General features: G+C 59.6%; 18 protein-coding genes (1 of these 18 running past the window's edge). 15 read left to right on the forward strand and 3 right to left on the reverse strand.

Annotated elements, in window-relative coordinates; genetic code table 11:
* Window positions 1-207: 207 nt before the first annotated feature.
* From ACP26L_RS00760 to ACP26L_RS00800, 9 genes are all read left to right on the forward strand, one after another.
* Complete coding sequence (locus tag ACP26L_RS00760) at window positions 208-2,727, forward strand: DUF3656 domain-containing U32 family peptidase (RefSeq protein WP_426450558.1); 2,520 nt, start codon at window positions 208-210, stop codon at window positions 2,725-2,727.
* Between the two features lie 242 nt (window positions 2,728-2,969).
* A complete protein-coding gene (locus ACP26L_RS00765; protein ID WP_426450560.1) occupies window positions 2,970-3,335 on the forward strand; it encodes a hypothetical protein in 366 nt (121 codons plus the stop codon).
* A 239-nt stretch (window positions 3,336-3,574) separates the two neighbouring features.
* The gene (locus ACP26L_RS00770; protein WP_426450561.1) at window positions 3,575-4,651 is read left to right on the forward strand and encodes an ABC transporter ATP-binding protein; all 1,077 of its coding nucleotides are present in this window, start codon (window positions 3,575-3,577) and stop codon (window positions 4,649-4,651) included.
* Window positions 4,644-5,357: an ABC transporter permease subunit gene (locus tag ACP26L_RS00775; RefSeq protein WP_426450562.1), complete on the forward strand. Its 714-nt coding sequence runs from the start codon at window positions 4,644-4,646 to the stop codon at window positions 5,355-5,357. The genes ACP26L_RS00770 and ACP26L_RS00775 overlap by 8 nt, the downstream gene beginning before the upstream one ends.
* A 15-nt stretch (window positions 5,358-5,372) precedes the next feature.
* Window positions 5,373-6,767, forward strand: coding sequence for a GldG family protein (locus tag ACP26L_RS00780; RefSeq protein WP_426450563.1), 1,395 nt, complete (start codon window positions 5,373-5,375; stop codon window positions 6,765-6,767).
* Window positions 6,764-7,762 (forward strand): DUF4340 domain-containing protein, encoded by a 999-nt coding sequence (locus ACP26L_RS00785; protein ID WP_426450565.1) that lies wholly within the window; start codon window positions 6,764-6,766, stop codon window positions 7,760-7,762. The genes ACP26L_RS00780 and ACP26L_RS00785 overlap by 4 nt, the downstream gene beginning before the upstream one ends.
* Before the next feature lie 204 nt (window positions 7,763-7,966).
* Window positions 7,967-8,668, forward strand: a complete 702-nt coding sequence (locus ACP26L_RS00790) for a PIG-L deacetylase family protein (RefSeq protein WP_426450566.1) — start codon at window positions 7,967-7,969, stop codon at window positions 8,666-8,668.
* A 4-nt stretch (window positions 8,669-8,672) separates the two neighbouring features.
* Window positions 8,673-8,864 (forward strand): hypothetical protein, encoded by a 192-nt coding sequence (locus ACP26L_RS00795; RefSeq protein WP_426450567.1) that lies wholly within the window; start codon window positions 8,673-8,675, stop codon window positions 8,862-8,864.
* Entirely contained in the window at window positions 8,836-9,486 is a 651-nt protein-coding gene (locus ACP26L_RS00800; RefSeq protein ID WP_426450568.1) for an HAD-IA family hydrolase, read from the forward strand. Before ACP26L_RS00795 ends, ACP26L_RS00800 begins: the two co-directional genes overlap by 29 nt.
* A gap of 34 nt (window positions 9,487-9,520) precedes the next feature.
* On the opposite strand, the gene ACP26L_RS00805 is transcribed toward ACP26L_RS00800, so the two are convergent.
* Both ACP26L_RS00805 and ACP26L_RS00810 read right to left on the reverse strand, forming a co-directional pair.
* Window positions 9,521-9,856 carry a carboxymuconolactone decarboxylase family protein gene (locus tag ACP26L_RS00805; protein ID WP_426450569.1) on the reverse strand — a complete coding sequence of 112 codons (336 nt, stop codon included), beginning with the start codon at window positions 9,854-9,856 and terminating at the stop codon, window positions 9,521-9,523.
* Window positions 9,857-10,106: 250 nt separating this feature from the next.
* Window positions 10,107-10,529, reverse strand: a complete 423-nt coding sequence (locus tag ACP26L_RS00810) for a MarR family winged helix-turn-helix transcriptional regulator (RefSeq protein WP_426450570.1) — start codon at window positions 10,527-10,529, stop codon at window positions 10,107-10,109.
* 172 nt (window positions 10,530-10,701) lie between these two features.
* Between ACP26L_RS00810 and ACP26L_RS00815 the strand changes: the two genes are divergently transcribed.
* Window positions 10,702-10,944 (forward strand): hypothetical protein, encoded by a 243-nt coding sequence (locus ACP26L_RS00815; RefSeq protein WP_426450571.1) that lies wholly within the window; start codon window positions 10,702-10,704, stop codon window positions 10,942-10,944.
* A 25-nt stretch (window positions 10,945-10,969) separates the two neighbouring features.
* Window positions 10,970-11,992, forward strand: a complete 1,023-nt coding sequence (locus tag ACP26L_RS00820; RefSeq protein WP_426450573.1) for a spore coat protein — start codon at window positions 10,970-10,972, stop codon at window positions 11,990-11,992.
* Between the two features lie 256 nt (window positions 11,993-12,248).
* Here ACP26L_RS00820 and ACP26L_RS00825 read toward each other — a convergent pair whose 3' ends face one another.
* A complete protein-coding gene (locus tag ACP26L_RS00825) occupies window positions 12,249-12,566 on the reverse strand; it encodes an HNH endonuclease (RefSeq protein ID WP_426450574.1) in 318 nt (105 codons plus the stop codon).
* 155 nt (window positions 12,567-12,721) lie between these two features.
* On the opposite strand from ACP26L_RS00825, the gene ACP26L_RS00830 reads away from it, so the two are divergent.
* The 4 genes from ACP26L_RS00830 to ligA all read left to right on the forward strand — a co-directional run.
* The gene (locus ACP26L_RS00830; RefSeq protein ID WP_426450575.1) at window positions 12,722-13,306 is read left to right on the forward strand and encodes a hypothetical protein; all 585 of its coding nucleotides are present in this window, start codon (window positions 12,722-12,724) and stop codon (window positions 13,304-13,306) included.
* A 403-nt stretch (window positions 13,307-13,709) separates the two neighbouring features.
* Window positions 13,710-14,420, forward strand: a complete 711-nt coding sequence (locus ACP26L_RS00835; protein ID WP_426450576.1) for a heptaprenylglyceryl phosphate synthase — start codon at window positions 13,710-13,712, stop codon at window positions 14,418-14,420.
* A gap of 35 nt (window positions 14,421-14,455) precedes the next feature.
* Window positions 14,456-16,771: a DNA helicase PcrA gene (pcrA, locus tag ACP26L_RS00840; RefSeq protein WP_426450577.1), complete on the forward strand. Its 2,316-nt coding sequence runs from the start codon at window positions 14,456-14,458 to the stop codon at window positions 16,769-16,771.
* 54 nt (window positions 16,772-16,825) lie between these two features.
* On the forward strand, window positions 16,826-18,123 hold the 5' portion of the coding sequence (gene ligA / locus ACP26L_RS00845) for an NAD-dependent DNA ligase LigA (RefSeq protein ID WP_426450579.1). The gene runs 721 nt beyond the window's last position; the window shows 1,298 of its 2,019 coding nt (coding positions 1-1,298); it begins with the start codon at window positions 16,826-16,828; its stop codon lies beyond the right edge, outside the window.

The raw sequence follows: 18,123 nt of genomic DNA on the forward strand, positions 1-18,123 counted from the left end.
TTATAGCACGGATGGGCCTTTTTGGTGAAATGATGCGGGTAATCGGCGGGCGGGTTTCCGACGTGGATCCTGCAGCCGATCCGGGACGAACCGCTCCTTTGCATGCGGCCCTCCGGGCGCTGGAACAGCGGTCCATGGTTTATAGTAGGCTTTTCTGGTACACTATGAGAAAAGGGTTCTATACTTTCCGGAGGTAATGACAACATCATGCGTGACATTCGCAAAAGCGATATTGAGCTGTTGGCTCCTGCAGGGGATTGGGATTGTTTGCGGGCGGCCGTGGCGAACGGGGCAGACGCGGTCTTTTTCGGCGTGGAGAAATTCAACGCGCGTGCGCGTGCCCATAATTTTCATACGGACGAGCTGCCGGATATCATGTCGTTCCTGCACCGCTACGGGGTGAAGGGTTTTTTGACGTTTAACATATTGGTCTTTGAAGAAGAACTCGAGAGCGCCAAGGAGCTCATTGAAGCCTGTATCGACGCCGGCGTGGATGCAGTTATCGTGCAGGACCTGGGTCTTGTGAAGATGATCCGCGAGCTTTCGCCGGACTTCCCGATTCACGGGTCGACACAGATGACGATCACCTCGCCGGAGGCCGTCGAGTTCACGAAGCCGTTCGACATCGAACGGGTCGTGCTCGGCCGCGAGAACAACCTGAAGCAGATCAAGACGATCGGCGACCAGGCGAAGCTTCCGATGGAAGTGTTTGTGCACGGCGCACTCTGTGTGTCTTATTCCGGCCAGTGCCTGACCTCCGAGATGTGGGGAGGCCGCTCGGCGAACCGCGGGGAGTGCGCTCAGGCGTGCCGTCTGCCGTATGACCTCATGGTCGACGGGGAGCATAAGCCGATGGGTGACATTGCCTATCTGCTGTCGCCGAAGGATCTGGCGGCGCTCGAGCTCGTTCCCGAGCTGATCGAAGCGGGCGTAACCTCGTTCAAGATCGAAGGGCGCCTGAAGAGCCCAGAGTATGTGGCGAACGTGGTAAGCAAGTACCGCAAGGCGATCGACCGGTACTTCGACGGCGAGAATCCGAGACCGACGAAGGAAGAGCTGCGCGAGCTCGAGCAGAGCTTCTCGCGCGGCTTCACGCACGGCTTCCTTGAGGGGACGAACAACAAGCAGCTCGTGGAGGGCACGTATCCGAAGAGCCGCGGCGTGTATCTCGGCCGCGTGAAGCAGATCCTGCGCGACGGCGTCGTCTGCGAGCTGGAAGCGCCGCTGAAGCGGGGCGACGGCATCGTGTTCGACGCGGGCGACCCGACGAAGAAGGAAGAGGGCGGACGCGTCTACGACCTGCGCCGCAAGGGCGTCAAGTTCGAAGGCGAAGCGCCGGGCGGGGAGATCGAGATCATCCCGGGCCGCAATGACGTCGCGCTCGCCCGCCTGCACGTCGGCGACCGGATCTGGAAGACGAACGATCCGCATCTCGACAAGCGCCTGCGCCAGACGTTCGAGACGGACAAGCCTTACCGCACGTTCCCTGTGCACATCCGCGTGACTGGGGCCGCCGGGCAGCCGCTGAAGAGCGTCTGGACGGATACCCTGCTCGGGAACACGGTGACCGTGGAGTCCGAGCTGCCGCTGGCTGTGGCCGAGAAGCGTCCGATGACGGCGGAGTTGTTCGAGGAGCAGTTCGGCCGCCTTGGCGGCACGGTGTTCGAGCTGGCCGACGTCGATGTCCAGCTGGCCGGCGATCTGATCGTGCCGATGCGTGAGCTCAATGCGATGCGCCGGGAAGCGGCGGAGCGGCTACTGGAGCTCCGCGAGAAGCCGCCGGCTTACATCAAGCGCCCCGTCGGCGCGTACGATGACGCCCCGTTCACGCCGGCTGCGTCTGCTCTGCCGGCCGGCGGTAAGGCGCAGGCCCGCTTGACCGTGCTCTGCCGCTCGCTCGAGCAGGTAGTTGAAGCCTGCCGGTCGGACATCGACATGGTGTATGCCGACTTTGAGTTCATCAAGCAGTTCCCCGCTGCCGTGGAAGCCGCTCATGCCGCAGGGAAGCGCATTGCGCTGGCCACGCCGCGGATCCATATGCCGGGGGAAACCGGCTACTTCAAGAACATCCTGAATCTGGGCCCTGACGCCGTGCTTGTGCGCAACACGGGCGCTGTGTATTGGTTCCTGCGCTACTTTGCGGAGCATCCGTCCGAGAAGCGTCCGATGCTCATCGGCGACTTCTCGCTGAACGTGGCCAACCACAAGGCCGTTTCACTGTTCAAGGAAGCGGGCTTGGACCGGGTCACGCCGTCCTACGACTTGAATATCCAGCAGATGGTGGATCTGCTGCGGCGCGCCGACACTTCGACATTAGAAGTGGTCATTCATCAGCATCTGCCAATGTTCCACACGGAACATTGCGTGTACTGCACCTTCATGAGCCCGGGCACGAATTACACCAACTGCGGGCGTCCATGCGAGGAGCAGCGGGCATCGCTCAGGGACCGCGTCGGCTTCTCCCATCCGGTGCGGGTGGACGAAGGCTGCCGCAACACGGTGTACAATGCCATCGACCAGTCGGGGGCGGAATATCTCAAGGACTTCATGGAACTCGGGGTATCCACCTTCCGCGTTGAATTCTTGGAGGAGTCCGCGGAGAAAGTGCGCGAGGTCCTCGGCCTGTACAGCCGAGCGCTGCGTGGTGAGATCAGCGGCACTCAGGTATGGAAGACCCTCAAGTCCACGAACCAGCTCGGCGTCACCCGCGGGCAGCTCGTCAAATAACAAACAGCCGTTTTCCGGAAGCAGAACCATGCCGGAAAGCGGCGTTTTCTATTTTATCCCCCTGCAGACCTTCCCCTAAAGAAAATATTAGGAAGAAAGAGGGCCTCCGGGCGTCCAGGTCCCATATCCAAAAATCACAGATCCCTGTAAGATATAGGCAGGGGTTAATTGCCCGCATCCCGTACAGGAAGGGCAGCGTAGGCAAGAAGATGCAGCTGGGGCTGGAGGGGACGGGACATCGGATGAAGAGAGCATCGCAAAGCATGATGATCTTCGGCATATATCTGCTTGTACTGGGTACGGTGCTTTTTTTGCTGCCCGGATTTCTGAGGGAACTGCTCGGGATCGTAGAGCTGCCGAAGGTGTGGCTCCGGTTTATCGGAGAACTGCTGGCCTTTTTGGGAGGCTACTACGTGCTCGCCGCGCGCAAGGGTTGGCATGAATTTTTCCGGCTTTCGATTTGGCTGCGGGCGCTGGTGTTCGTATCCGTTACCGGATTTGTGCTTGGGAAGGCCATGCCTGTTTTGTTTGTCCCCCTGGGGCTGATCGATCTGGCCGGAGCGGCTTGGACTGGTTGGGCCCTAAAGCGGGAGCCCCAAGAACATTAAACGGGCAGGTCTTATATACATGAAAAGACAGTGCCGGACACCGGTTCCCTTAGCGGAATGCGGTGGTTTTGGCATGCTCTTTTCTATTTGTTCATGGGTTTGTCACAATTTGGACACAAATTTTTAATGTGCTTTTCAGGTTGAGTTAAGGTTGGCTTAGGATTGCACTTGTATAGTGACTTTGGTTAAGGCGGGCCTAAGTTGGATATGGCTTGATAGTGAAGGAATTTGTGGGACGAATGGAGGTTTTGACCGTGCTTGAGGTCAAAGGAGTCAGCAAATTGTACGAGAACCAGAGAGGGGTCCGGAACATCGATTTCTCGATGAACCGCGGTGAGATTGTCGGGTTTCTCGGTCCGAACGGGGCCGGAAAAACAACGACGATGCGGATGATCACGGGTTATTTGAATCCGACGCACGGCAGCATCACGATCGACGGCCTGTCGATGGCGGATCATCCGAAGAAGGCCAGGCAGAAGATCGGCTACCTGCCGGAGACGCCTCCGCTCTATCCGGAGATGACGGTGTCCGCCTATCTCCAGTTTATCGCGGACCTGAGGGATATTCCCGCCAGAGACCAGAAGCGGCGGATAGGGGAAGTCATCGAACGGCTCGGGCTGCAGGGGCGGGAGCGGCAGATCATCCGCAGCCTCTCCAAGGGCTACAAGCAGCGGATCGGCCTGGCCCAGGCGATTCTGCACAATCCCGACCTGCTTGTGCTCGACGAGCCGACTTCCGGTCTCGACCCGAAGCAGATCATCGAGATCCGCCAGCTCATCCGCGAGCTGGGGGAGAATCATACCGTGCTGCTCTCCACGCATATCCTGCCGGAGATCAACACGCTGTGCAACCGCGTGCTGATCATTAACGGCGGGCAGATTGTGCTGGATGGCCAGCCGGATCAGCTGGCCCATTCCATGGGCGAGACGTTCGAAGTGTCGCTCGAAGTCCGCGGTCCGCGCGAAGCGGTGCTGGCCGAGCTTGCGTCGGTGCCGGGTGTGGGCAGCGTGCGGGAGCTGGGTGCGGAAGGCGCGGCGTCCTTTGCCCCGGCGGAGCCTGCTGCGGAGCCGGCGACGCTTGCAGCGGACGCCTCCGCAGCCCGGGACAGCGTCAAGGTGCTGGTGACGTCGGAGGGCCGCCAAGATGTCCGTGAGGCGCTGTTCTACCGGCTGGCGGAGAAGCGCTATCCGATTCTCGCCATGAAGCGGGAGAGCCTCAGCCTGGAGGATATCTTCCTCAAGCTGACGACAAGCGAATCGCTGGAGAGTGCGGCTGCGGCGGAGAACGGGGACGGGGAGGTGGCGGCTCATGCGTAGAATGATGGCCATGACGAAGAAGGAGCTTCAGCATTATTTTTACTCGCCGATCGCTTATGCGGCGTTCGCTTTCTTTTTCCTCATTGCGGGCTACTTTTTCAGTGCGAACTTCCTGTATCCGCCGTACTATGTGGATGTGCGTCCGATCTTTGGCTCGACGACGTTCGTGTTCCTGTTCATCATCCCGCTGCTGACGATGCGGCTGGTCTCCGACGAGCTGCGCCAGGGCACCGATGAGCTTCTGCTGACTTCGCCCGTGTCGCTGACGGAGATTGTGTTCGGCAAGTATCTTGCCGCTCTCGTCGTCCAGCTGCTGCTCGTCGTGGGCAGCCTCATCTATCCGCTGATTCTCAGCGCCTTCGGCGAACTGGATCAGCCTGTCCTATGGATGTCTTATCTTGCGATGTTCCTGATGGGGGCGGCGATGATGGCGGTCGGCCTGTTTGCTTCCTCACTTTCTTCGCACCAGATGGTGTCGGGGATTATCGGGTTTGCGATTCTGCTCTTGTTCTGGACGATTGAGTGGCTTGGCGACACCGTGGGCGGCAAGATTAAGGACTACCTGGGCCTGTTCTCGATTGTAGGGCGTACGAACGACCTGCAGAAGGGCGTGCTCGATTTCTCGGACGTCCTGTTCTATGTGACGCTGATCGCGGTGTTCCTGCTGCTGAGCATCCAAGTGCTCGAACGCAAACGCTGGAGATAAAGGGGGAAGAGGCAAGTGAACAAGTGGATCCGCGGAACGAACGCGACCGTACTGTCGCTGGCGGTGATCGGCATCTTTATCGTGCTGACGATATTTCTGAACTCGGCGAAGAACCTCAAGGTCGACTTTACGAAGGATAACAAATTTACGCTGGCCGATCAGACGGTCCAGACGCTGAAGGCGCTGGACAAGGACGTGCGCGTTATCGCGTTTACGAGCGACCGGACCGAGCCGATTATTTCCCGTCAGGTATCGGATCTGGTGCAGGAGTACAAACGGCAGAACGGCAAGATTACGTTCGAGGAATACGATCTTGTCAAGAATCCGGCGGTAGCGAAGAATTACGAGGTGGACCCGGCCGGTACCCTGGTCGTGGAGAGCGGCACGCAGAAGAAGACCATTTATTATTACGACATGTTCATTCCGGGGCAGCAGCAGGGCGACGTGTACAAGTTCAGCGGGGAAGAAAAGCTGACGCAGGCGCTGGCCAACCTGAATGCCAAGGAGAAGCGCAAGGTGTACTTCCTCTCGGGACATAACGAAATGCCGATGAGCCAGATGAACCTGTGGCGCAGCGGGCTCGAGGGTGAGAACTATGAAGTGAAGGAGCTCAATCTGCTGCGTGAGGGCAAAATCCCGGACGATGCCGAGGTGCTGTTCATCATCGGGCCGGAGAACGATCTCTCTGACAAGGAAGCGGAGCTCGTGAAGACCTACCTGAGCGGCAAGGGCAAGCTGTATCTGGCGCTCGGCTTCAATAAGGACATGGCGGCAGGCTGGAAAAATCTCGATGCGATCATGGCCCAGTACGGCATCCAGGATCAGCATGCGGTGGCGATCGAGCCGAAGCAGAGCATGCTGTACGATCCGCTGACGATCATTCCGGAATACGGCAGCCATGAGATTACGAGCAAGCTGCAGCAGTACAACCTGCTGACGATGATGACGCTGGCGGTCAGCCTGGGCTCCGATCAGCCGGTGGCCGACTTCCCGGCTACGCCGATCCTGAAGACGACGGACAAGGCGTACGGCGAGACGGATCTGCAGACCTTGGCGAACTCCAGCCGCAGCGCCAATGACGCCAAGGACGTCAAGGGGCCGCTCAACCTGGGCTATGTCGTCGAAGATAAGGACCAGAAGCCGAAGGCGGTGGTGCTTGGCGGCTCGACGTTCTTCCAGGACAGCATCATCCAGCAGCAGGGCAACCGGGACTTCGCCCTGAACAGCGTCGGCTGGCTGCAGGAGCAGAAGGATCAGGTGACGATCCGGCCGCGGGAAGGCGACGCACCGCAGACGGCGGCGTTGACACAGAGCCAGGGCAGCACGATTTTCTATGGTACGGTGCTCTTGTACCCGCTGTTCTTCCTCGTCGTCGGCGGTCTGATCTGGTGGAGGAGGAGACTGGGATGAAGCGGCTGATACCGACCCTCGTTCTCGTCATTCTCTGCATCGGCGGATTCTGGTACGCTTCCAGCCAGGATTTCTTCAAGGAGAAGCCGCCGGAGACTCCGGCGCTCGTCACGGTAAGTAAGCAGGATGTGACGGGATATACGATCAAGAACGGCGACACGGTCGTCGAGCTTGAGCAGAAGGACGGCAAGTGGGCGATGACGAAGCCGTCCGCGATGCCGCTGAACGAGTACGAGCCGGGCGCCTGGGTGGACAGCTTCACGAATGCGAAGAAGGAGAAGACGGTCGATGCGAACCCGTCGGACCTTGCGCAGTTCGGGCTGGCCCAGCCGAAGCAGGAGTTCACCGTGACCCTGAAGGACGGTACGAAGCAGACGCTGTCCGTGGGCGATCCGGTGGCCGTGCAGGGCTTTTATTATGCAAAGTTCGGCTCTTCACCGGAGGTGTTCCAACTCGCGGAAATGCATGTCACGTCGCTCGCGAAGCAGCCTCTCGATTTTATGGAGAAGAGCCCCGTGAAGCTGAACTATGAAGCGGTCCGTTCCATCGGGGTGGACTATAAGGGCGAGAAGTGGACCTTGACCAAGGCCGAGCCGGACAAAAAGTCGTATGAAGCCAATTGGAAACTCGGCGACAAGGAGCTCAAAGGGGCGGACGCCTCGGCTTATCTCGACAAGGCGTCGTTCCTGACGACCGACCAGCCGGCGAAGGCTGCGTCGGAGGTCAAAGGCCTGGACCAGCCGGATCTGCGGCTGGAGGTCAAAGAATCGGACGCCGAAGGCAAGGAAACGGTCGTCCTCTATACCGGCAAGCTGGACGGCGCCAGCGTCTGGATCGCGAAGCAGGGCGACGCCTGGGCGTTTGCGGTGCCGGCGGCCGGCGTACAGGAGCTCGCCGATCTGCCGAAGACGAAGGCGGCCGAAGGAGCGGCAGCGGGAGACGCTGCGGCTCCGGCCCCTGCGGCGCCGCAGGATGCGGCCCAGGAGCAGAAGTAGCAATGGATTTAGAAGAGGCCTGCCTGAAGGGAAGAATCCCGGACGGCGGCCTCTTTTTTTGCATCGGATAGGCTGCTTATTGCCTCACAAAGCGCTAATGCATGCAGTCCTTTCCCGCTCCAGGGGTGCTTCCCTCCTGCCGTATCGTTAATTGGACGGCCTGGTGGGGTATAATGGCTGTAGTAAAGAAAGGAGAGGTAGGTTATGAAGGAGGCCGTAATTGGATTCGTATTGGCACATCCGGATGACGAGACGTTCGGCAGCGCTATTCTTGCCCGCGAGCTGGCGGATGCGGGGCATAAGGTGGTTCTGCTGTCGGCTACCAAAGGGGATGCGGGACAGAGTGGCCCCTTGGGCCCCCTGAGCAGGGAGGAGCTGGCGGAGGTGCGGGTGAAGGAGCTCGCCGGCGCGGCGGAGATCCTTGGGATTCGGGAAGTGGAGCACTTGGGCTTCCCGGACGGCAAGCTGGGGGACGTGCCTGCAGAAGAGCTGTCCGCCAGGATCACGGATTTTCTGAACCGGCACGGAGTCGAGATTGTCGTAACGTTCCCTGAGGACGGCGGCAACAGGCACCCCGATCATATCGCCATTTCCCGTGGGGCGCGTGAGGCGGTCTTCGGAGGAGGCTGTGCGTCCGTGCGCAAGCTGTACTACTTCCTCTTCGGTCCGGCGGCCCGGGGACGGCGCATTACGTACCGGCTGGACTCCAGAGGCCGGTGGGATGTGAAGCGCCGAGCGCTGCTTGCCCACCGGTCGCAGCGTACAGTCATCGAGAAGTACTTCGGGGATCTCGAGACGACGTTCCCGGAGGATTTGAAGTACGAGTCCTTTGCCCTGGCATGGAAGAGGGAAGGGAATCCGGAAGCGGAGGAGACCTCCCTGACCGATTTCCTGGCAGGAGGATAAACCTTTGAAAGAGAGCCAGAAGAGTCCCGCTCCGGGCGGAATAACGTCCGGGCGGGCTCTTTTTCTGTTGCAAGTGACAAATCAGGAAGAAAAAGGGTTGACCCGGTCTGCCGGCCCTGCGATGATAAGTAGAAAGAAATGGGCGTTGGGAAGGCAGGCCTTTCAGAATGAAGAAAACGGTGATTTTCGATTTTGACGGGACCCTCGTCGCTTCGCGGGACTTGGCGGTCCGCCTCTTTAACGAGCTTTCGGATGCTTACGGCTATCGGAAGATCCGTGAAGAGGAGATCCCCGCCCTGGCGGCTCTGTCGGTCCCCGACCGGCTCCGCGCCCTGGGATGCCCGCTGCATAAACTTCCGCCCCTGCTCTTCGAGGTCAAGCGGCGTTACAAGCGGGCCGTCACGGAGCTGGAGCCGGTACCGGGCATGCCGGAGGTGCTGGGAGAGCTCCGCCGCCGGGGGATCCGCGCCGGGATCCTCTCGTCGAACCACGCGGATAATATCCGTGCGTTCCTGGACCGCGGCGGGTGGGCCGAGCCGGACTTCATCTTTACGGCTTCGAACCTTTTCGGCAAAGACAAGGCGATCCGGCGCCTGCTGCGGGCGGAGCGGCTGCTGACGGAGGAGACGGTCTATGTCGGCGACGAGCTTCGAGACATCGAAGCCTGCCGCCGCGTGAGCCTTCCCGTCGCTGCCGTCACCTGGGGCTACGACGCCGAAGCGCTGCTGCGCGGTGCGCAGCCGGACTATGTGCTGCAGAAGCCGCACGAGCTGTTGGATACGGTCGTAAGAGAGACGGTCGGCAGGCCGGAGGCCTGAGGGAGTGCGGCCTTAGGCGTGCGAGCTCGAAGGCTTAGGGCAGTTCCTCATAGGCCCTCAGCGCATGCGTGCTGTGAGCGAGGGCTGCTCCCGCCTTCACCGCACCGGCAACCACGGCGGCTTCCATCACTTCTTCCGCCGTCCCCCCAAGGGCCTTGAACTTGCCTACATGCACGTCGATGCAGTAGGGGCATCCGGTCACATGGGCGGCTGCAATTGCGATCAGCTCTTTGGTTCGCGAAGGAATGGCTCCTTCGGCGAAGGTCTCCTTCTCGAACCGGAAGTAGGCGCCGGCCGCGGCGGGAACAAGCTTCTGAACATCGGCGATCCGATTCAGATTGGAACGGCGGTACATCACGTCATCCGTCATAAGGCGATGCCTCCTATGATTTAGTTAGATATCTAAAGGTTAGATATCTAACTAAATCATAGGCCGAGCTAGCCCTTTTGTCAATAGATCCCAATCAGGGGCCGTCCGATAAGACAGTGCCCTGAAGCCGGCTTGGTTCAGGGCTGCCGTAAGGAGAGAATGGGGGCCCTATGGAAGAAGCCCGCGTACGTATCGGGAGGAAAGAACAGCGTCGCCGTCCGGAGCAGGAGCGGAGTCCCACGGACGGTTATTACCAGTTATCGTTCATTCGTCTCATCTGTCCGAGCAGTTTTTCTTTCTCCGCGGCGGACAGATGCTCCGTCAGACGGCGCTCGCCTTCCGCCGTAATCCGCAGGCAGGCTTCCCGGATCTCCCAGGAGGCCCCAGCGGGATAGACCCGGTTCACCCGGGTGTCCCGCTCATCGGCCTGGCGCCGGATCAGGCCCTTGGCTTCCAGGCTCTTCATCAGATGGGACAGGGAAGCCGCCCGGATCCCGAGTCCTTCTTGAAGATCCTTTTGGGTGAGCCCTTCCTTTTCCCACAGCATGAGCAGTACACCGAGCTGGGCATTGGTAATGCCGAAGGGAGCCAGCTGTTCGTCGAGATAATTGCAGATATTCCGGTATGTGATTTTCAGCCAATATCCGAGCAGGCTGTTCATTGAGGGCTCCATGGAGACAGCTCCTTTCCTCTACCACTATACCAGATGGACTGAAGATCGGCACAGAGCGGAGCCCCATACACCGCCCGCAATGTAACCTCGAAAAAACTTTTCCAAGGTGCACATATTTTTCCATTCACCTGGGCAATCTACCCTTGTCGATCAGGAAAGGAGGACCTTCCATATGTACAATCAACAACAACAGCAGCAGACCCTTAGCGGCAATACGGTCACGGCCAAGGAGCTGGCCTATATCTCCGACTCGCTCTCGAACGAAGAACTGCTCGCCAAGATTGCGGTTCAAGGGGTGATGGAGAGCCAGACGCCCCAGCTCAAGCAAAAATTGGCCCAGATCGCCCAGGAGCGCCTGCAGAATACGGATCAACTGCTCCGGACCCTGCAGCAGCATACGCAGACGACCCATTAAGCATACATAGGAGGTGCCAAAGGCCATGTATCAAACGAATTACAACCAGCAGGGCCAGCAGGCTTCCGAGCAGCGCCACCTGCATCTCGATGAGCAGGACGTGGCGAAGCTGGTCCTGTCCGAGCTCAAGCGTACAGCCCGTGAATATACGACAGCCGCGCTCGAAGCCACGCATCCGGCGATCCGCCAGACGTTCATATCCCTGACGCAGAAGACGCTTCAGGATCAGGCGGAGCTGTTTACCGTGCTGTCCCAGATTAACGGATACGGCAATATCCGTCTGGCGTCCCAGCAGGAAGTGCAGCAGGAGCTGCAGAACCAGATCCACAAAGCGGAGCAGCTGCAGAGCACCGTACAAGGGGCCGTGCAGAACGCGTACGCCAGCAGCGCGGGCTTGTACCAGCAGCAGGGCGTACAGGGCCAGCAGCAGACGCAAGCCTATCAGCAGCAGAACCTGGCGTTCCAGCAGCAGCCGTCCCCGCAGGCGTATCAGACGAGCTATAATGTCGGCGGAGCGAACTTTACGTCTCCTTCCTCGCAGGGGGGACAGACGTCGTACGGTACGGGCTCGCAGAATACGTCTTACGGCCAGTCCGCTCCCTCCCAGAGTCCGGGCCAAGGGTTCAGCTCATCATACAGTCAGCCGCTGCTTCAGGGGCAGGGCTATTCCGCAGGCTACAACACCTACGGGTCTTCCCAGCAGGACAACGACTTCAGCCAGAAATCCTCGGTGGCCGGTACGGACGCCGGAGAATACTACACGGCCAAGCAGGCCGTACAGGAGTATAACAGCGGCCGTTACGGCAGCAGTGCCACCGAATCGTACGGCAGTTCTTCCCAGGCGGGCGAGCAGAGCCAAGGGTATGCCTCCTCAGGGATCGCTTCTTCCGCCGGCCGCCAGATTGGCGGATACAGCATGAGCGCAGCATCCTCCTCGGAAGGCTCGGGCAGTGCCGGAAAGCAGGGCAGCAGCTCCTCGGCCTCCGCCACCAGGCAGTCTCAGAGTGGCAGCCAAGGGTCCCATCAGGGCACTAAATACATGATGTAACAAGCGCCGTCCGCAATACTAGGCGGGCACCCGCCCAAATCGCAGGGGACAGCGCAGCGGAGGGGACCTCCGCAACCTTTGTCCTCCCGTCCAATCCCCCGGAGAGCAGCCTTGCTGCAGTCCGGGGGATTGTTTTTGTTCAAATATAAGAATTTATATCTCGCCAGGGCTCGATTCTGTCATCTTATATTTCTTAATAAACGAGCCTCGTCCGTAAAGGACGGCGAAGCCGGTTATCTTGTCCTGCTTACCCGGGTCAGCGCTTCCCCCGGACATGCTGGGATTTGCGTACGCGGGGGAGAGCGGATGGCGGCTGTTTTCGAATCCACCGGAGGAAACCGCCGATGGCTTCGTTGGCGCGCAGCGCCTCCAGCGTATTCAGGCCGGCCGCGAGCTCTTCGTTGGTGAAGAGGGCGTGGATCTGCTTGTGGCAGGGGATGCAGAGGTCGGCCGTGCCGAGAAAGGTGCCTCCCCTTTCCTTGGGGGTCAGATGATGCTCCGTTGTTTCGACTCCTTCACGGAGGCAGAGCTCGCAGCGGCCAAGCACGGACGGTGAACGCTTCTTTTTACTCATGGGCTCCCTCCTGATTGCGGGTAGTGCCTTCATCCTGCTCTTTTATTAACTTACCTCAACCGGGTATTCTCTATTGCACTTGGAGGGCGAAGGGTATAGTTTTTCGGATTCTACCCATAATACGAGAAAACCGCCAAACGCAGGAGGGTACTCCGATGAAACGATTGCTGATGCTAGGCTTGCTTGCAACCCTGCTGGCCGGCTGCCAGAACGGAGACGGCAGCAACGACGCGAACATGAAGACCTTGCAGAAGACCGTGGGCCGGGAGCGCCTGCTGCAGACTTTCTCCCAAGTTACTCCCCCGCCGATGGGCAAGGAGGTCCTGTCGGGAACCGATGAGCAGGTGATCACCTGGATCCGCCAGGTGGACGATTGGACGCACAAGGTGCTCTCCTCCCCGGTAACCGGTGAGATGGACGAGTACGCGATGCGGGAGATGCACAAGCATTTGACCCAGGTTTATTCGTCGCAGATGGCCCAGCGGCTGATCGATTATTTTTACCGCCACGATGCTACGGTGGGCACTTATCAGGCCAATAGCACCAAGGCGATGCTTGGGCTGCGCAGCGAGTGGGACCGGTATGAGCTCCGCAAGGAACAGCCGGCTAATAACCAGTATAAGCTTACTTTGAACGGCAGAAGGCGCGGGGATGGGGCGGAATCGGTGCTGAGCCACTCCTCTGAATACCAAATTCAGGGGGACCGTTTGGTCATCACGGAGTTCCGCACCGAGTCATAACGGGCAGGCGGCAGGTAGGCCGAGGCTATTCATAGAGGCAGTTGGGGCAGGAAGAGGGAAGCCCCGCTGCCTCTTTTTGGCGTGTCCGCAAGGACACTAAATTTCCGAACGTACATTCTTCCTTTGTGGTATAATGGGCAGGGGGCGGCAGGGTACTCCGGGTCAAGTTGTCTTTCATTGACACACCCTCTCCGGTAGACTAGACTAGTCCCTAGAATGATGTTTTTACTGCTGGTTTGATCTCTATGATGATACTTATATGGATTCCCCGGTCCCGGCCCCATGGCATACCCGCATCCTTTGCAAGTTCGCGGTGAGAGGGACTTTTTTGGCTTGAACGGCTTGAAGGAAGGCTTCTTCAGTTTCAGCCTTCCCTTGGGTGGACAGACAGGAGGATTTTCTTTTGCATCTCGATCTCAAAACATGGAAGCATGTATTCAAATTGGACCCCGACCGGGAGCTGGGCGACGAAGCGCTGGAGAAGGTATGCCTTTCGGGTACCGATGCGATTATGGTCGGCGGGTCTACCGGTGTAACCTTCGACAATACGGTCGATCTGCTGGCACGCGTCCGCCGGTATGAGGTGCCCTGCGTGCTGGAAGTCTCCGAACAGGAGGCGATCGTGCCCGGGTTTGACCTTTACTTCATTCCGGTGGTGCTCAACAGCCGGGATCCACAGTGGATTACGGGGAGGCAGCATGCGGCGCTCAAGGAATACGGGGCGATCATGGACTGGAGCCAGATCGTCACCGAGGGATACATCATGCTGAACGGCGATTCTGCAGCCGCACGCGTTACCTCTTCCGAGACGGAGCTCTCGGGCAGGGATGTGGAGGCTTATGCCCGCCTCGGCGAGCGTCTGTTCCGCTGTCCGGTCATTTATATGGAGTACAGCGGAATTTTCGGCGACATGGCCCTTGTGAAGAAAGTCTCCGGCCTGCTTGAGGAGTCCCGCCTTTTCTATGGCGGCGGCATCGACGGGCCGGAGAAGGCCCTGCAGGCGGCGGAGGCGGCGCATACCGTTGTCGTCGGCAACAGCATTTATTACGATCTGGAGAGCGCGCTTCAGACGGTGCAGGCCGTCCGTGAAGCAGGCGGTGCAGCCGGCCGGTAACCCGCGGCTCTCCGGTGGACAGAAAGGAACCGACTATGATTAACCAACCTATCGATATATTTCAGGCGGTCAACAAGCTCAATCCCCAACAGAAGCAGGCGGTGGAGACGGTCGAAGGGCCTCTGCTGATCATGGCCGGCGCAGGGAGCGGCAAGACGCGCGTGCTGACGCACCGCATTGCTTACCTGATCGCTACGCGCAAGGCTGCGCCTTGGAGCATCCTGGCCATCACCTTTACTAACAAGGCGGCAAGGGAGATGCAGGAGCGGGTAAGTACTTTGGTCGGTCCGCAGGGCGGCGACATCTGGGTATCCACCTTCCACTCCATGTGCGTCCGGATTCTGCGCCGGGATATTTCGCGGATCGGCTTCACCTCGAATTTCTCGATACTGGATTCCGGGGACCAGCTCTCCGTGATCCGCAACATCATGAAGGAGCAGAACATCGACTCGAAGAAATTCGAGCCGAAGGCGGTGCAGGCCGCGATCTCCAACGCGAAGAACGAGCTGCAGACCCCGGAGATGTTCGAGCGGAAGATCGGGGATTATTTTGACGGCATCGTGGCCAAGGTCTACTCTTCCTACCAGCGCAAGCTCCGGGCGAACAACTCGCTGGACTTCGACGATCTCATCATGACGACGATCGAGCTGTTCAAGCAGGTGCCGGAAGTATTGGACTTCTACCAGAACAAATTCCAGTACATCCACGTGGACGAGTACCAGGATACGAACCGGGCGCAGTACATGCTTTGCCGGATGCTGGCTGACAAGCACAAGCGGATCTGCGTGGTGGGCGACAGCGACCAGTCGATCTACAAGTGGCGCGGCGCGGATATCTCCAATATTCTCGACTTCGAGAAGGACTATCCGAATGCGACGACGATCCTGCTTGAGCAGAACTACCGTTCGACATCCAATATCCTGAACGCGGCCAACAAGGTCATCGCCAACAATACGGGGCGCAAGGTCAAGAACCTGTGGACCGACAAGGCCGAAGGGGACAAAATCAAGGTCTACCAGGCCGATTCCGAGCATGAGGAAGGCTACTTCATCACGGGCGAGATCCGCCGCAACCTGGACAACGGCCGCCGCTACAAGGATCATGCGATTCTGTACCGTACGAATGCCCAGTCCCGTGTCATAGAGGAAATTCTCATCAAGTCGGACATCCCCTACCAGATCGTTGGCGGTGTGAAGTTCTATGACCGCAAAGAGATCAAGGACATTCTCGCTTACCTGAGACTGATCTCCAATCCCGACGACGATATTTCCTTTGCCCGTGTCGTCAACGTGCCGAAGCGGGGCATCGGCGATACGTCGCTGGACCGCCTGGCGGGCGCGGCGGCGCAGTTCGGAGTCTCCCTCTTCGCTATGCTGGAGAACGTGGATGCCATCGAGATGGCCGCCAAGGCGAAGAATGCGCTCGCGGATTTCCGCGATATGATCGAGAACCTGCACCGGATGGTGGAATACCTGTCGGTCACCGAGCTCACGGAGAAAATGCTCGAGCTCTCCGGCTACCGCGACGAGCTGCGCCGCGAGAACACAATCGAGTCCCAGGCCCGTCTCGAGAACATCGACGAGTTCCTGTCCGTAACGATGGATTTCGAGAAGCGCAATGAAGACAAATCGCTGGTCTCCTTCCTGACGGACCTGGCGCTGATAGCGGATATCGACTCGATGAACGCCGATCCGGAAGAAGGCAAGCAGGGCGTCGTGCTCATGACGATGCACAGCGCCAAGGGCCTCGAGTTCCCCGTTGTCTTCATTATGGGCCTCGAGGAAGGCGTATTCCCGCATTCCCGGGCAGTGGCCGACAACGAGGAGCTCGAAGAGGAGCGGCGCCTCGCGTACGTGGGCATCACCCGTGCCGAGGAACAGCTCTTCCTCACGTGCGCGCGGATGCGCACGCTGTTCGGCCGGACGGCGCAGAACGCGCCGTCGCGGTTCCTGCGCGAGCTCCCGCCGGAGCTGCTCGAGCCGGCCCGTCCGGGCGGCTTCGGCCGCGGCGGCAGCGCGGGGTTCGGCTCCGCCGGCGGCGAGCGCCGCTTCGGCAGTGCCGGAGGCTTCGGCGGCGCACCGGCCGCGGCATCGGCCCGTACGCCGGTGAGCTTCCGCGGCGGCGGGGCGGCCCCGGCCGCCGGCGCAGTCACAGGCGGCGCGTCCGCGGCCTCCGCGCCGAAGAGCCTCGACTTTGCCATGGGCGACAAAGTCTCGCACGGCAAATGGGGCACGGGGACCGTTGTCGCGCTCAAGGGCTCGGGGGATGACACCGAGCTGCAGATCGCTTTCCCCGCCCCCGTGGGCGTCAAGCGGCTGCTCGCAAAGTTCGCCCCGATTACTAAGGTATAATCCGCGCATACTAGATTTATATCCATACGCTGCCATGAGAGGATGAAGTGATCCATGCCCTCGGCTTTGGAGACGATGCAGGCCCTGATTGATGAGATCAATAAGCATAACTATTTGTATTACACGCTCGACCAGCCCTCCATTTCGGATGCGGAATGGGATGCGCTGTACAAGCGGCTGCAGGAGCTGGAGGCGCAGACCGGCGCGATTCTGCCGGATTCCCCTACCCTGAGAGTCGGCGGGGAACTGCTGAAGGGCTTCGAATCCCACCGGCACCTCGCCCGGCTCTGGAGTCTCGATAAGGCGCAGACCCATGATGACCTGATGGCTTGGCATGCGCGTGTCCAGAAGCTTGTGAATGACTATAACAGCAAGCACGAGGACGACCCGCTGCCTCCGCCCTCCTTTGTGGTGGAGCTGAAGTTCGACGGCCTGACGCTGAACCTGACGTACGACAAAGGTGAACTCGTCCAGGCGGCCACCCGCGGCAGCGGTGTGGTGGGAGAGGGCATTCTCGCGAACGTGAAGACGATTCGTTCCATCCCTCTGCGTATTCCGTACACGGAGGGCAGGATTGAAGTGCAGGGCGAGGGCATCATGAACCTGTCGGTGCTCGAGGCATACAACCAGACGGCCGCGGAGCCGCTGAAGAATGCCCGGAATGCGGCAGCTGGCGCCCTGCGCAACCTCAATCCCAAGGTTACGGCGGAGCGCAAGCTGAACGCTTATTTCTACAATGTCGGCTACTCGGAATCCCTTCAGTTTACCGACCATCAGGAGATGGTCGATTTCCTGCGGGAGAACCGGTTCAAGGTCAGCCCTCACGTCAAATTCTTCGACTCGATCGAAGCGGTGGAAGCCGAGCTGCAGCATCTAGTATCGATCCGCCATACGTTCGACTTCCTGATTGACGGACTCGTGGTCAAAGTGAACGATATGCGGACACGCGAAGTGCTCGGCTATACCGACAAATTCCCGAGATGGGCCGTCGCCTACAAGTTCGAGGCCGAAGAAGCCGTCACGACGCTGCTTGGCGTGACATGGAACGTGGGCCGGACAGGCAAGGTTACGCCTTTGGCCCGGGTGGAGCCCGTCGATCTCGCCGGGGTGACCGTGCAGAACTGCACGCTGAATAACATGGACGATATCGAGCGGAAGAACCTGAAGCATGCGCTTGGCTCGCTGATCTATATCCGCCGTTCGAACGACGTCATCCCGGAGATTCTCGGGAAGGTGACGGAGGAAGCCGACGGGGAGGAGATCGTGCCTCCAAGCCAGTGCCCTTACTGCGGCTCCCCGCTGGAGAAGAAGGGGCCGCATCTGTTCTGCCTGAACCGGTATGACTGCCGGCC

This window comes from Paenibacillus sp. S-38 (assembly GCF_049942825.1).
In the GTDB taxonomy this organism is placed as follows: Bacteria; Bacillota; Bacilli; order Paenibacillales; family NBRC-103111; genus Paenibacillus_G.

Excerpts from the sequence above, each read along its gene's own strand:
- ACP26L_RS00760 (WP_426450558.1), top strand. The coding sequence starts at position 208 with ATGCGTGACATTCGCAAAAGCGATATTGAGCTGTTGGCTCCTGCAGGG.
- ACP26L_RS00765 (WP_426450560.1), top strand. The coding sequence starts at position 2,970 with ATGAAGAGAGCATCGCAAAGCATGATGATCTTCGGCATATATCTGCTT.
- ACP26L_RS00770 (WP_426450561.1), top strand. The coding sequence starts at position 3,575 with ATGGAGGTTTTGACCGTGCTTGAGGTCAAAGGAGTCAGCAAATTGTAC.
- ACP26L_RS00775 (WP_426450562.1), top strand. The coding sequence starts at position 4,644 with ATGCGTAGAATGATGGCCATGACGAAGAAGGAGCTTCAGCATTATTTT.
- ACP26L_RS00785 (WP_426450565.1), top strand. The coding sequence starts at position 6,764 with ATGAAGCGGCTGATACCGACCCTCGTTCTCGTCATTCTCTGCATCGGC.
- ACP26L_RS00790 (WP_426450566.1), top strand. The coding sequence starts at position 7,967 with ATGAAGGAGGCCGTAATTGGATTCGTATTGGCACATCCGGATGACGAG.
- ACP26L_RS00800 (WP_426450568.1), top strand. The coding sequence starts at position 8,836 with ATGAAGAAAACGGTGATTTTCGATTTTGACGGGACCCTCGTCGCTTCG.
- ACP26L_RS00805 (WP_426450569.1), bottom strand. The coding sequence starts at position 9,856 with ATGACGGATGACGTGATGTACCGCCGTTCCAATCTGAATCGGATCGCC.
- ACP26L_RS00810 (WP_426450570.1), bottom strand. The coding sequence starts at position 10,529 with ATGGAGCCCTCAATGAACAGCCTGCTCGGATATTGGCTGAAAATCACA.
- ACP26L_RS00815 (WP_426450571.1), top strand. The coding sequence starts at position 10,702 with ATGTACAATCAACAACAACAGCAGCAGACCCTTAGCGGCAATACGGTC.
- ACP26L_RS00820 (WP_426450573.1), top strand. The coding sequence starts at position 10,970 with ATGTATCAAACGAATTACAACCAGCAGGGCCAGCAGGCTTCCGAGCAG.
- ACP26L_RS00825 (WP_426450574.1), bottom strand. The coding sequence starts at position 12,566 with ATGAGTAAAAAGAAGCGTTCACCGTCCGTGCTTGGCCGCTGCGAGCTC.
- ACP26L_RS00830 (WP_426450575.1), top strand. The coding sequence starts at position 12,722 with ATGAAACGATTGCTGATGCTAGGCTTGCTTGCAACCCTGCTGGCCGGC.
- pcrA (WP_426450577.1), top strand. The coding sequence starts at position 14,456 with ATGATTAACCAACCTATCGATATATTTCAGGCGGTCAACAAGCTCAAT.